Here is a 12,788-nt window from a genome sequence, read left to right on the forward strand (position 1 = left end):
CTTGGCGTCAGGGCCGTTTTCCGACAGAGCGCCATATTTCTTGGAGGCAGAGATGCAGTACCGCAGGATCGAAACCGGGACTTTGAGGATGCAGATCGCGGAGGCCGGCGAGGGGCCGCTGGTGCTCTTCTGCCACGGATTTCCCGAGACGTCACATGCCTGGCGCCATCAGATCCTGGCGCTTGCGCAGGCCGGCTTTCATGCCGTGGCGCCCGATATGCGTGGCTACGGCGGGACGGACAGCCCCGATGAGATCGGTGCCTATACAGTGTTCGATCTCGTGGCCGACATGGTGGCGCTCGTCGATGCGCTTGGCGAAGAAAAGGCCGTCATCGTCGGCAACGACTGGGGTGCGACGGTTGCCTGGCAGGCGGCGCTGATGCGACCGGACCGGTTCCGCGGCGTGGTCGCCATGAGCGTGCCCATGATGGGCCAGCCGCCGCTGCCGCCGACGAAGATCTTTCCCGCGACGCCGGATCACCTGCTTTATGTGCTCTATTTCCAGGAGCCGGGATTGGCGGAGGCCGAATTCGAGCGGGACGTGGCGCTGACGCTGCGCAAGATCTACAGCGCAGCCAGCGGTGAGGCAGGTCCGCGATTGCCTGATGATGGCACACCCAATCCGTTCGGCATGGTGTCACGGGCATCAGGCCTGCTTGGCGATCTGCCTGAAAGCGAAACCGTCTGGCTGCCGCGAGCCGATCTTGATGTCGTGGTCGATGCGTTCAGGATGACAGGATTCCGCGGCGGCTTGAACTATTACAGAAACCTGGACCGGAACTGGGAGCTGCAGAAGGCTCTCGCAGGGCTGAAGGTCAAGGTTCCCGCACTGTTCATGACAGGCGAACGCGATACCGGCCTCGCTATCCCCGGCATGCGGCAGATTATCGAAGCCATGCCCGGGCTTGTGCCCGATCTCAGGAAAACGCAGTTCGTTCCCGGTGCGGGCCATTGGTTGCCGCAGGAACGACCCGAGATCGTCAGTGAGGCGATCATCGAGTTCATAGGCAGCTTGTGATCGGCAGCTGGCGGTTCGGTTTCAATCCTCAAGCATGGCTTTGACCTCAAGCATGGCTTTGAGTGTGGTAGTCAGCTCCTGACTGCCATTGCGGTCGTCGGTGATCGTCTGGAAGACGCCGGCCATGCCCTTGAAGATCTGGGCGGCCGGATCGTCGGGGCCAAGGAATTCGGCGATCTCCTCCATTTCCGCCACCCAACGATAGGCCTTGGGAAACATGTCGGGAATCGAGTGGCGCAGGCGCGTCAGATGCTCGGCCTGGCTATCCGCGAGTTCCACTTTCAGCGCTTCACTGGCACCATTGCGCGCGGCGGCAAGCAGCATGGCGGCGGAGAGACCTGTCATGCCTTTGTTGATGCCGGCGTAACACATTTTCAACGCCGAGGCGGCTCCGACAGGGCCTTTCACGGGGCGGATCTTCAGGCCGAAGCGGGCGAGCAAATCCGGCTCGCCAGCGAGATCGCCGCTGAGGCAGACAACAGGACCGGCCTTGCCAGAGACCGGCGGGCCGCCGATGATCGAGCCGTCGAGAACCTTGGCGCCCGTCGGAGCAAGACCTGCGGCAAGCTTCGCCATTGTCTTCGGGCTGATGGCATTGAGATCGACGAAGGTCGGTTTCCGGCCGCCGTCCCGCAGCACCGGGGCGATAAGCTCGGCCACATCGAGAGCTTCAGCCGGCGGAACGATGGAGAGAATGATATCGGCCTCGCCAAAGGCTGACAGCGGGGCGGCGAGGAGGCCGGCCGCGCGGGCACGCTCGACTGTCGCGCTGCTGCGGCCTTCAAGAAAGGTGACGACCTTCGCGCCTGACTCGGTAAGGCGGCGGCCGACGGCGCTGCCCATGGCGCCGGCGCCGAACAATGCGATGGTGGTAGACATTGGTGGATGAGACCTCTTTGGCGGGGATGCTCAAAGACTAGGGCTGCAAGGTCGATGCCGCAAGGTGGATGCGGCTCAATCCCGCATCCTGAGCTCATCCGTCTGCATCTGCAGAGAGCCCAGCGTTTCGAGGAAGCTCATGCCGAGCAGGCTTTGGTCGAGCCTGCCGTCTTCGGCAACCGATGCGGCGACGTTGCTGCGCACGATCGGGCCGATCGCCACCTGATCGAGGGTAACAGGTGCGGCACGGGCGCGGCCGTTGGCGGTCATCACGGTCATGGAATAGGTGAGCTGTTTCGGGTCGATGCCGATGCGCAGCGCATCGGCATGCGACAGCGCCACCATGCTGGCGCCGGTATCGACCAGCATCGGCACGGACTGGCCGTTCACCGAGACCTCGGCCTCGAAATGGCCGTTCAGCATCTTGTGGACGATGACTTCCTCTCCGCCTTCACTCGTCGTGACGACCACGGCGCGGCCCGGCACGAGGCCGGCGAGCAGCCGGTTGCCGACTGCCATCGCATCCTGACGGTAGAGGTAGGCGGTAGCGAGCGCCAGGATGATGACGAGCCAGATCACCAGCTGGCGCAGGGTCTGGCCGATATTCTGGCGGCTGCCCCAGATGCCGGCCGCCAGCATCAGCGCGATCGGCAGCAGGTAGACGAAGCGGCCGAAATCGTCGCTTGCCAGTCCGAAGATGCGGCTCTGGTCGCTATTGAAGAGCAGGACAGCGAGGCCGATGCCGATGACGGCAAGCAGGAGAATGAGGCGCATCAGCCGATGGTCTCCAGCATTTTGGTCGATTCGGGAGCGAGTGCCGCGAGCCGGGAGGGCAGATCTTCCATGATGGTTTCACGCTCCTCGTCGGAAAAGCGCATCCAGCCGGCGATCTCATCCGTTGTGCGGCCGCATCCGGTACAAAGACCGGTGAGAGGATCCAGGGAGCATACGCGGATGCAGGGTGTTCGCATGGGCGATATATCGGAATTTCAGAGGGCCATGGCAAGAGCGCAGAAGGCTGCGACCTCGCAAATCTGCTGGGTAGCGCCGAGCGTGTCGCCGGTGTGGCCGCCAAGCCTGCGGCGAACGAACCAGGTGAAGGCGAGCGTCGCGAGACCGGCGGCGAGAAGGGCCGAGACGAACGGCAACAGACCGAGTGCCGGCCAGACGAGGATGGCAGTGATAAAGCCTGCCGTCACCAGGGCGATCTGCATGGTGACTTCCGCTGGGCTTCCGGCGGAGGCGGCCAACCCATCCGGCTTTGCGGCGGGAAGGCGCTGCCAGTGCCAGGCGATGGCGCCGCGGCTCAGCGCCGCGACGGCAGGAATGGCAAGTGCAGTAGCAAGGGGCGATGCTTCACGGGCAATCGCTGCAAGGGCCGAAGCCCGCAGCGCGAAAGAGAGGATGAGGGCGATCGCGCCGTAGCTGCCGATGCGGCTGTCCTTCATGATAATAAGGCTCTGGTCGCGGGATTTGCCGCCGCCTATCCCGTCCGCAGTATCAGCAAGCCCGTCCTCGTGCAGCGCGCCGGTCAGGATCGTCTGTACGGCGAGTGCCACGAGCGCCGCCATCAGGCGGTCGGTACGAAACGCCAGCATCACGAGGAAGACGAGAGCGGGCAGGGCGCCGATGACGAGCCCGGCCAGGGGGAAGACACGGACCAGCCGACCAAGCTTGCCGTCGTAGCCGGCAAAGAGCCATGGCGGCATGGGAATGCGGCTCAGGAAAGCCACGGCGCGCGCAGCATCGACCACGATGTTCTTTATCATTGCTGGGATCATTCTCTGCTGCCCCCGTCTCTCCGCAGCGTCTTTGTCTCCCTGCGGCTTTTGGCGCTGTGTGCTTTTTCACATTGTTCGCCTGGGCCGCTCGCTTTAAGAGAGTCGCGACGCAAAGAACCCGATTTGCCGGGAAAAGACAAGAATACAAGGAAAGCCATTCAGATGAGCGTTTCAGGCCTGCCGTTCGACGATTTTCGCGCCCTTCTTCGTGACCTGCCGGGACCGGATGGTCGCGCGCTGGTCGCCGCCCGCGAACGCGACGCGCAACTGACGAAGCCGCCGGGTGCGCTTGGACGACTGGAAGAGATCGCTTTCTGGCTCGCCGCCTGGACGGGCAAGCCGCCCGCCGTCAACCGGCCGCTGGTCGCGATCTTCGCCGGCAATCATGGTGTCGTGAAGCAGGGCATCACGCCTTTCCCGCCTGAAGTCACGCAGCAGATGGTGGAGAATTTCGCGGCAGGCGGGGCGGCGATCAACCAGATCTGCGTTGCCTATGATCTGGGACTCAAGGTCTTCGACCTGGCGCTCGATTATCCGACAGGCGACATCACCCAGGAAGCAGCGCTGACCGAGCGCGATTGCGCCGCCACCATGGCTTTCGGCATGGAAGCGATTGCCGGCGGCACGGATCTGCTCTGCATCGGCGAAATGGGCATCGGCAACACGACGATTGCGGCTGCGATCAATTATGCGCTTTATGGCGGCACGGCGCGTGATTGGGTCGGCCCCGGCACGGGCTCGGAAGGCGAGATGCTGGAGCGCAAGATCGATGCCGTCGAGCGCGCAGTGGAGCTGCACAGCGATCACCTCGACGATCCCCTGGAGATCATGCGGCGCCTCGGCGGCCGCGAGATCGCGGCGATGGCGGGCGCGATCCTTGCAGCGCGCATGGAGCGCATTCCGGTCCTGATCGACGGTTATACTGCGACGGCTGCGGGCGCGATTCTGCGGGCGGCCAATCCGTCTGCGCTCGACCACTGCCTGATCGGCCATGTCTCGGCGGAGCCCGGACATCTGCGCGCCATCGAACAGCTCGGCAAGACGCCGCTTCTGGCGCTCGGCATGCGGCTTGGCGAAGGCACCGGGGCGGCGCTTGCCGCCGGCATCGTCAAAGCGGCCGCCGCCTGCCATTCCGGCATGGCAACTTTCGCCCAGGCCGGCGTTACCGACAAACACTGATACCGGAACTTCAAGCCGCTCCGCGCTTTGCTTGCGCGGATGCAGGCGAGCCTGTATCTGCGTATTCGCTTATGAATAATGCGCGGCGAAACGACCGGCGCGGAGGAAATGAGGGGCCGTTGACGAAACCTGCCGTGACCAAGGAAACGGGATTTCGCCATTTCGTGGCAGCGGCCAGCTATTCATGGGCCGGCTTCCTGCGGGTATTCAGGGAATCGGCCTTCCGGCAGGAACTCGGCTTCTTCGTCGTGGCGCTGATCGTGCTTATCCTCATCGGCGCCGATGCGACGGAATTCGTCGTCGCGACAGTGCTTTTCCTCGGGCTCTTTTCCATCGAGGCGATGAACACGGCTGTCGAGGAAGTGATCGACCGGATTTCACCGGAAATTTCGATCGTCGGCAAACATGCAAAGGATCTCGGCTCCTTCGCCGTGACCTGCATGATCGCTGCCTGCTGCCTTTATCTCGGCTTCGTCATTTGCCGGCATCTGTTTTTCTAGAGCATTTGTCTGCCGCAATTCCGGACGCAATACCGCTGCACATTTTTGTTGGAATTGCCGTGATCACGCGAAGCTACGGCGCCTCCTGGCGACCGGCTGCGCTTCTTCCACGGCCGGGATGCTCTGCAGCACGCGTTTGGCCGGCAGGATGGCGATGACTTCGGTGCCTTCGCGCAGCTTGGATTTCAGGATGAACTGGCCGTCGTGCTTGGCGAGGATCGCCTGGACGATCGGCAGGCCGAGGCCGGTGCCCTGTTCGGCGCTCTTGATGGCGATCGAACCCTGACCGAAGGCCGACAGCACGACCGGGATTTCCTCTTCGGGAATGCCGGGGCCGTTATCCCTGATCGAGATGTACTGGCCGCCGCCGGCGGTCCAGCCGACCTTGACGTTGATTTCTCCACCCTGGGGCGTGAATTTCACCGCATTTGAGAGAAGATTGAGCACGACCTGGCGCATGGATTTCTCATCCGCCCAGATTGCCGGCAACTGGCGCTCGACCTGATCATGGATGGAGATGTTCTTGGCACGGGCGCGAAGTTGCACCATGCCGATGCAGTCCTCGGTGATATCGAGTAGTGAGATCGCCTCTTCGCTGAGCTCGTATTTACCGGCTTCAATACGGGAGAGATCGAGGATTTCGTTAATGAGATCGAGCAGATGCTGGCCGGAACGATGGATATCGCCGGCATATTCCTTGTAAGTCGGGTTCGCGAGCGGCCCCATCACCTCCGCTGACATGACTTCGGAAAAGCCGAGAATGGCATTCAGCGGCGTGCGCAGCTCATGCGACATGGAGGCGAGGAAGCGCGACTTGGCGAGGTTTGCTTCTTCGGCGCGGCGGCGGGCTTCGTCCGACATGGATTTCGCCACTTCCAGCTCGGCGATCAGATCGTCCTTTTCCGACTGAAAGGCGAGGATCCTCAGGCTGGACTGGAAGAGCCGATCGCTGATGTAATTGAAGAAGACGACTGTCATGGTCAAAACTGCGGTCAGGCAGAGTTCCAGAATATCGCGCGAGAGACCGCTTTTCGCGGCGAGTGCGATGACCGCAGGCGCGAAGCCGACCAGCACGGCCGGGGTCAGCATGAAATTCGACATGGTCGTGACCGACAGCGCGATCAACAGGGTAGCGCCCTTATAGAGCGTGAAGCTCGACGGTTCGCAGGCCGAACAGCTCTGCAGAGCAAAGATCGCCCAGCAGCAGCCGATCAGGAACTGGCCTGCCAGCAACAGGTTGCGCCAGCGGCGCACGGCTTCTGCGGTAATGTCCTGTTTCCTGGCGCGGCGTGCCAGAAGAATATTGACTGCATGGCAGGTCAGCGTCAGCAACGCCCAGAAGAACAGGCTCGCATCCTCGGTGAAATAGGTGCCGAGCGCTGCGACGATAATGACGAAGAGCGGCATGATCGCCGCGCCCTGCAACACAGCAGTGATATACATCCGCAGCAGGTCACGATCGAAGGCGGAACTGGAAGCATGGCCCGACTGCAGGCGTTCGCGCGTTTGCCGCACGGCCTTGGACACGGCCTTGTTACGGTGGCCGCGCGATTTGTCGACGATGATCTTGTCGGTCGATGTGCTGACGCCGGTACTCATGTGCACGTTGAAACTTGTCCCGCAGATGAATAAGAGCTTAACCGGAAATTCTTAAGAAGATGTTTGCCATCTTTGCCAAGGGTTTGTTTTTCAAGGAGGCAAAAGCGTGGCACGGCTTTTCCGGTTGACCCGAGACGGTGCAACCGCTTTCGCTTTTCTTGCTTTGATTGCATTAATCGCGGCGAAATTGAACGACGGGCCGGAAGTCCGGCATCGGGGCAGCTTCCATGCCGGCGATGGTGACAGCCTTGTTCTTGATGGCGAGCGCATGCGGCTCAAGGGCGTCGATGCGCCGGAATTGTCGCAGACATGCGAGCGGGCAGGGCAGGACTGGCCCTGCGGCAGACTTGCCCAGCGCGCGCTGCAAAAGCTCGTTTCGGATGGCGGGACGCAATGCGACGGAAGCGAACGTGATCGTTACGACCGGCTGCTCGTCGTCTGCCGCAATCATACCGGCGATATCAATGCCAGCATGGTGGCCTCAGGCATGGCGGTTTCCTACGGCGGTTATCAGCGCGAGGAGGGGCAGGCGAGGGCGCAAAAACTCGGGCTCTGGGCCGGCCATTTCGAGATGCCGCGCGACGTCAGGGACCAGGCGCGGCATGAGTACTCCGGTCTGAAGCGATTGATCGGCGAATGGACAGGGTGGGAATGAACGACGTTTCGAGCGAGGATCGGCTGGACGGGCTGCGGGCCGAGATCGCCGCCTGCCGGATCTGTCGCGATGCGCCGCTGCGTGGCATCGAGGATCGCCTGCCGCACGAACCGCGGCCGGTCGCGGTGCTCTCGTCTCGCGCCCGGGTGCTGATCGCCGGTCAAGCGCCGGGGCTCAGGGTGCATGAAAGCGGCCTGCCATTCGACGATGCCTCCGGCGACCGGCTGCGGCAGTGGCTGCAGGTGGACCGGCCGGCCTTCTACGACCGGGATCGATTCGCGATCGTGCCGATGGGCTTCTGCTTTCCGGGTTATGATGCCAAGGGCAGCGACCTGCCGCCGCGGCGCGAATGCGCGCCGGTCTGGCGGGATCGCGTGCTCTCGGTCATGCCGCAGATCGAGCTGGTGCTTGCGGTCGGCGGTTATGCGCAGGCCTGGCATATGGGTGCTTTGAGGCGCGAAAACATGACGGAGACGGTGCGGGCCTGGCGCGACAGTCTGGAGGCGGCGGGCCGACTGGCGATTCTGCCGCTGCCGCATCCGAGCTGGCGCAATACCGGCTGGATCAAGCGGCATCCGTGGTTCGAAGAAGAACTGCTTCCTGTCCTGCGCGCACGAATCAAAATGCTTGCCCTCTGAAAAAAAATTCTTTTCCATGGTCGGAATCGCGCTATACAAAGAAAATAATTCGAAAGGGACTTAGTTTCGCATGGATCGCCTCGACCGAAAGATACTGCGCCTTCTCCAGGAAGACTCGACGCTCGCCGTTGCCGACCTCGCCAAGAAGGTCGGGCTTTCGACGACGCCATGCTGGCGGCGTATCCAGAAGATGGAGGAAGACGGCGTGATCAAGCGCCGGGTGGCGATCCTCGATCCGGAAAAGGTCAACACTAAGGTTACGGTCTTCGTGTCGATCCGCACCGCGACTCATTCCATCGAGTGGCTGCGCCGCTTCTCCGAAGTCGTGGCGGAGTTTCCCGAAGTGGTCGAATTCTACCGCATGAGCGGCGATGTGGACTATCTGCTGCGTGTCGTCGTGCCCGATATCGCCGCCTATGACGCCTTCTACAAGCGGATGATCGCCAAGATCGAGATTCGCGACGTCTCTTCTGCCTTCGCGATGGAGCAGATCAAGTATTCGACTCAGCTGCCGCTGGATTACATGCTGATCGAAAACGCCAAGTCCAACGAGGACTGAGGCGGGCAGGCGCTTTCAATACAGCCCGGATGATCTAGGGCAGGCGCGAGCGAATCGCGCCCGCTCTTTGTGCAAGCAAAGCTCCTCTGGGGCTAATCTGCGCAGGACAAGCTATGCAGGGAGTTTCAGGAGTTCATCTGTGACTTCTGATAGGCCGCACAAAGCACCTGCCACTTGACGGCGGCACGAAACCTTTCCAAATTGTAATCTTCCTGTCATGGAACCATGCGAAGCCACGCAGGTCATGAACTGCCCATGTGCTGGGGAGGCACGGGTGCGGTTTGATAAAGTGCTCCGGGGGCATCTGGAACACGTTTTATAATGTCCGTGCTGCATAATATTGTGCGATGCGCGGTTTTTTGTGCCTTTGGCGAAACGTTTAAGCGGCGCCGAAAACGTATGCCTATGGTTGTTTCCACAACAAAAAGTAGGCTCTAAATCGATTAATGGTCGCCATCTGCACCATTAGGTTCGATTTCAGGACACCATGTCCTATTCTCCGATCTTTATATAGTCGTTAGCCGGCGCTACAGTCCGGCAGCTTCGCGAAAGTGTTCGAGTTTTGCTCCGTTTTCGCTGCTTTGGGAGGAGTTATTTCAGCCGCTTGCGATAGCCATTGGTTATCGCGGCGGCATTTGTGCGTTAACCGTCTAAATCCTTGAAATTGTTGTATAAAAACCACGCCTTGCGCGGAAAGCATGGTCCGGCTGCGGGTTGGTGCCGCTCACGAATTGCTACAGTCAGATGTCTGTGGGATGAACGTTCGGCGGTTCGATCGATCCGCACGCCGTGAGGCTGTTCAAACGGGTCGACTTTGGATCTTCGGAGACAGGGTAAAGCCCCGATCGACAAAGGAGTGGAATTCTACAATGAACATCAAGATGGTATTGCTTGCGTCGGCAGCAGCATTTGCTGCATCGACCCCGGTACTCGCAGCAGACGCAATCGTTGCTGCCGAGCCGGAGCCGGTTGAATACGTTCGCGTCTGCGACGCTTACGGCACCGGCTACTTCTACATCCCGGGCACGGAAACCTGCCTGAAGATCGAAGGCTACATCCGTTTCCAGGTTAACGTTGGCCCGAACGCCGGCGGCACCTCCGCCACCAACGACTCTAGCTGGGATGCTGTAACCCGTGGTCAGGTTCAGTTCACGGCCAAGAGCGACACCGAGTACGGTCCGCTCACCGGCGTAATCGTTCTCCAGGCCAATGCCGACAACGCTTCCAACCAGGAAACGATTCTCGACTCCGCTTACCTGGACGTCGCTGGCTTCCGCGCCGGTCTCTTCTACTCCTGGTGGGACGATGGTCTCTCCGGCGAAACGGACGATATCGGTTCTGTCGTAACGCTGCATAACTCGCTCCGTTATCAGTACGAAACCGGTTCCTTCTACGCTGGCCTCAGCGTCGACGAACTGGAAGACGGCGTCTTCAAGACCGGCGAAGCTCCGAACAATGTCGGCGTTGCCTTCGGCATCGGCGGCACGGCTGGCGCCTTCAGCTACCAGGTTACCGGCGGCTGGGACTTCGACAACGAAGACGGCGCTATCCGCGCTATGGGTACGGCTGAACTCGGCCCGGGCACGCTCGGCCTCGCTGCTGTCTACTCCAGCGGCCCGAACTCCTACTACTCGCAGGCTGAATGGGCAGTTGCTGCCGAATACGCCATCAAGGCAACGGACAAGCTGAAGATCACCCCTGGTGTTCAGTACTACGGCAACTACTACGGTACCCCGGTCACGACCGGTGTTGCTGACGACTTCGAAGGTCTCGGCGATGCTTGGAAGGTCGGTCTGACGGTTGACTACCAGATCGTTGACAACTTCTACGCCAAGGCTTCCGTCCAGTACCTGGATCCGGAAGATGGCGACGACGTCACGACCGGTTACTTCCGTCTGCAGCGCTCGTTCTAATCTGAACGACGGAACCCCCGGCTTCGTGCCGGGGGTCTTCCAACCCATGAGTTTCTGATCAGAATGACCTCCGATCAGTAACGAGGGACTGGTCCGGTTTTCCCTGCTGGGCCAGTCCTTTGCAGCTGAAAAACGGATATAGGACTTGGAGCGCCGCCACGCTCGCCGGTTTCATCTTTCAGCGACCTTTTCTCGGAATTTTCCCCTGGTCGCATGCACACTTAAAATATGAATCTACCTGTTGTCTTTGATTAGTCGCGCCACATCATATTGCGCGATATGCATCCTGTCGTTGAATGATCTTTTCCGGAAAACTGCGCGTTTGGATAGGTTTTATCCTGGCGGATTCGATGCCATTAATTTGACTGTAACGTGACAGGTGAGGCGTTATAAGCATTTTCAGAGGCTGGCATTCATTAGTGCTGTCGGGTAGGTTTCGATAATGGACGATCTTAACGACTACTTTTATTACGCCGCCGTCGTCTCCAGCGGTGGGTTTGCTTCCGCAAGTAGAACTCTCAAAATACCCCGTTCAAAACTCAGCAGGCGCGTCAGCCGGCTGGAGGATTGCCTGGGCGCAAGACTGATCGAACGCTCCACACGTCACTTCCGGGTGACAGAGATCGGCCAGGCCTTCTACGAACAGTGCCAGACGATTCTCCGGGAAGCCGATCGTGCCAAATCGATCGTCACGGACGCTCAGTCCGATCCGCAGGGGATCGTCCGCATGGGGTGCCCGCTTGGCCTCGTCGATATTTCGCTCGGCGCAGTTCTGCCCGAGTTTCTGGAGCGTTACCCCAAGATCAAACTGCAGATCATCGGCTCCGACCGGCGCACCGACCTCATCAATGAGCGCATCGATGTCGAAGTGCGGGCGGCCAGTGAGCCGGAAACGCAGACGAGCCTGACGATGCGCAAGCTCGACCGGGCGCGCCGCATCCTCGTCGCCAGTCCCTCGCTTGTCGAGCGCATGGGCGAACTCGGCTGTGTGGATGAACTCGGCAATGCACCGACACTTGCCATGTCCACCTGGATGTCTTTCCACACCTGGGAATTGGTCGGACCTGATGGTGAAAAGAAGGTCGTGCGGCATCAGCCGCGGCTTACCTGCCGCAGCATGACGGCGATCCTCGACGCCGCACGCGCCGGTGTAGGCTACGGGCTGATCCTCGAACATGCCTGCGCGTCTGACATACAGACCGGCCGCCTGGTTCGCGTGCTACCGGACTGGCAGACGGTGGAGAGCCAGTTCTATCTTGTGTTCACGACGACCAAGGGCATGCCGCCGGCGGTGCGCGTGCTGATCGATTTCCTCGTCGAGAAATCCAAGCAGCATCAGATCGTCACGACGAATGCGGCGATTGCGGCGCAGTAGGGTTCAGCCGCGACAGCAGCTTTTCGCCGGTCAATTCCCTGACCGCATCCTTGCCGATCCAGCGGGCGGTCTTGTCCGTGCTTGCGGCAAGGCGCTCGGCAAGGGCGAGGGCAGGCCTATGGCAGATGCTGCTGCGTTTGCCGATATTGCGGAGCGCCCAGTTGACGGCCTTGCGGACGAAGTTTCTATTGTCGGTCGCGTGGGCCTCGATCAGCGGCAGGAAGGCAATCAGGCTTTCGTCCGTATCCTTCTTCCTGTGCACGGCAGCGCCGGCGATCATGGCGAAAGCGGTTCGCCTGACGAATTCGCGCTCGTCGGCAGCAAAGTCCGGGATCAGCGCGTCGAGCTTCGCCTCCACGAACAGATCGGCGGCGCAATCGACAATTTCCCAGGAGTTGAAATCAGCGGCGAGGGTGCGGGCCTCCGTTGCCGTCAGTCTCTTCGGCTCGAATGTATAGAGCGCCAGCAAGCGCGCTTCGCGGATATCGCTTGCCCACAGCTGTAGCGCCCTGACATGATCCTTCTTCGCCAGCCGGGCAATCTTCTGCAGGTCGGGATTGGAGATGCCGATGGCGGTTTCGGTGACGATGCCGAAACGCGCCATGCCGGCGATATTCTCTTCAGAGCGCAGCGTCTGCAGATGCTCGATCAGGTCTACTGCGCTCGAAGAAGGGCGGATCATCAGGAACGCC

Annotated in this window: 14 protein-coding genes; 8 read left to right on the plus strand and 6 right to left on the minus strand. The window is 60.8% G+C overall.

Annotated elements, in window-relative coordinates:
* The first annotated feature begins 52 nt into the window (after nt 1–52).
* Entirely contained in the window at nt 53–1,018 is a 966-nt protein-coding gene (locus AC1DUP_RS25060) for an alpha/beta fold hydrolase (protein ID WP_477835227.1), read from the plus strand.
* Nucleotides 1,019–1,039: 21 nt separating this feature from the next.
* Here AC1DUP_RS25060 and AC1DUP_RS25065 read toward each other — a convergent pair whose 3' ends face one another.
* From AC1DUP_RS25065 to AC1DUP_RS25080, 4 genes are all read right to left on the minus strand, one after another.
* Nucleotides 1,040–1,897, minus strand: coding sequence for an NAD(P)-dependent oxidoreductase (locus AC1DUP_RS25065; protein WP_477835229.1), 858 nt, complete (start codon nt 1,895–1,897; stop codon nt 1,040–1,042).
* Between the two features lie 75 nt (nt 1,898–1,972).
* Nucleotides 1,973–2,671, minus strand: coding sequence for a TIGR02281 family clan AA aspartic protease (locus tag AC1DUP_RS25070; protein ID WP_477835231.1), 699 nt, complete (start codon nt 2,669–2,671; stop codon nt 1,973–1,975).
* Nucleotides 2,671–2,868 carry a DUF1289 domain-containing protein gene (locus AC1DUP_RS25075; RefSeq protein WP_113301468.1) on the minus strand — a complete coding sequence of 66 codons (198 nt, stop codon included), beginning with the start codon at nt 2,866–2,868 and terminating at the stop codon, nt 2,671–2,673. Before AC1DUP_RS25075 ends, AC1DUP_RS25070 begins: the two co-directional genes overlap by 1 nt.
* 18 nt (nt 2,869–2,886) lie before the next feature.
* Entirely contained in the window at nt 2,887–3,666 is a 780-nt protein-coding gene (locus AC1DUP_RS25080) for an adenosylcobinamide-GDP ribazoletransferase (RefSeq protein ID WP_477835233.1), read from the minus strand.
* Nucleotides 3,667–3,840: 174 nt separating this feature from the next.
* Between AC1DUP_RS25080 and cobT the strand changes: the two genes are divergently transcribed.
* Both cobT and AC1DUP_RS25090 read left to right on the plus strand, forming a co-directional pair.
* A complete protein-coding gene (cobT, locus tag AC1DUP_RS25085; protein ID WP_477835235.1) occupies nt 3,841–4,857 on the plus strand; it encodes a nicotinate-nucleotide--dimethylbenzimidazole phosphoribosyltransferase in 1,017 nt (338 codons plus the stop codon).
* A 119-nt stretch (nt 4,858–4,976) separates the two neighbouring features.
* Nucleotides 4,977–5,357, plus strand: coding sequence for a diacylglycerol kinase (locus AC1DUP_RS25090; protein WP_113307687.1), 381 nt, complete (start codon nt 4,977–4,979; stop codon nt 5,355–5,357).
* Nucleotides 5,358–5,420: 63 nt separating this feature from the next.
* Here the strand turns inward: AC1DUP_RS25090 and AC1DUP_RS25095 are convergent, their stop codons facing one another.
* On the minus strand, nt 5,421–6,956 hold the full coding sequence (locus AC1DUP_RS25095) for a sensor histidine kinase (protein ID WP_477835399.1): 1,536 nt from the start codon (nt 6,954–6,956) through the stop codon (nt 5,421–5,423).
* A gap of 106 nt (nt 6,957–7,062) precedes the next feature.
* On the opposite strand from AC1DUP_RS25095, the gene AC1DUP_RS25100 reads away from it, so the two are divergent.
* The 5 genes from AC1DUP_RS25100 to AC1DUP_RS25120 all read left to right on the plus strand — a co-directional run bounded on the left by AC1DUP_RS25100 (nt 7,063) and on the right by AC1DUP_RS25120 (nt 12,096).
* A complete protein-coding gene (locus AC1DUP_RS25100) occupies nt 7,063–7,611 on the plus strand; it encodes a thermonuclease family protein (protein WP_477835237.1) in 549 nt (182 codons plus the stop codon).
* A complete protein-coding gene (locus tag AC1DUP_RS25105) occupies nt 7,608–8,249 on the plus strand; it encodes a uracil-DNA glycosylase family protein (protein ID WP_477835239.1) in 642 nt (213 codons plus the stop codon). Before AC1DUP_RS25100 ends, AC1DUP_RS25105 begins: the two co-directional genes overlap by 4 nt.
* A 70-nt stretch (nt 8,250–8,319) precedes the next feature.
* Nucleotides 8,320–8,808 (plus strand): Lrp/AsnC family transcriptional regulator, encoded by a 489-nt coding sequence (locus tag AC1DUP_RS25110; protein WP_113301461.1) that lies wholly within the window; start codon nt 8,320–8,322, stop codon nt 8,806–8,808.
* Between the two features lie 869 nt (nt 8,809–9,677).
* Nucleotides 9,678–10,721 carry a porin gene (locus AC1DUP_RS25115; protein ID WP_113507688.1) on the plus strand — a complete coding sequence of 348 codons (1,044 nt, stop codon included), beginning with the start codon at nt 9,678–9,680 and terminating at the stop codon, nt 10,719–10,721.
* A 442-nt stretch (nt 10,722–11,163) separates the two neighbouring features.
* Nucleotides 11,164–12,096: a LysR substrate-binding domain-containing protein gene (locus AC1DUP_RS25120; RefSeq protein WP_477835242.1), complete on the plus strand. Its 933-nt coding sequence runs from the start codon at nt 11,164–11,166 to the stop codon at nt 12,094–12,096.
* Here the strand turns inward: AC1DUP_RS25120 and AC1DUP_RS25125 are convergent.
* Nucleotides 12,065–12,778: a DNA alkylation repair protein gene (locus AC1DUP_RS25125; RefSeq protein ID WP_477835244.1), complete on the minus strand. Its 714-nt coding sequence runs from the start codon at nt 12,776–12,778 to the stop codon at nt 12,065–12,067. The genes AC1DUP_RS25120 and AC1DUP_RS25125 overlap by 32 nt on opposite strands.
* Nucleotides 12,779–12,788 lie beyond the last annotated feature (10 nt).

The sequence above is a fragment of the Rhizobium sp. 01L419 genome (assembly GCF_056400025.1).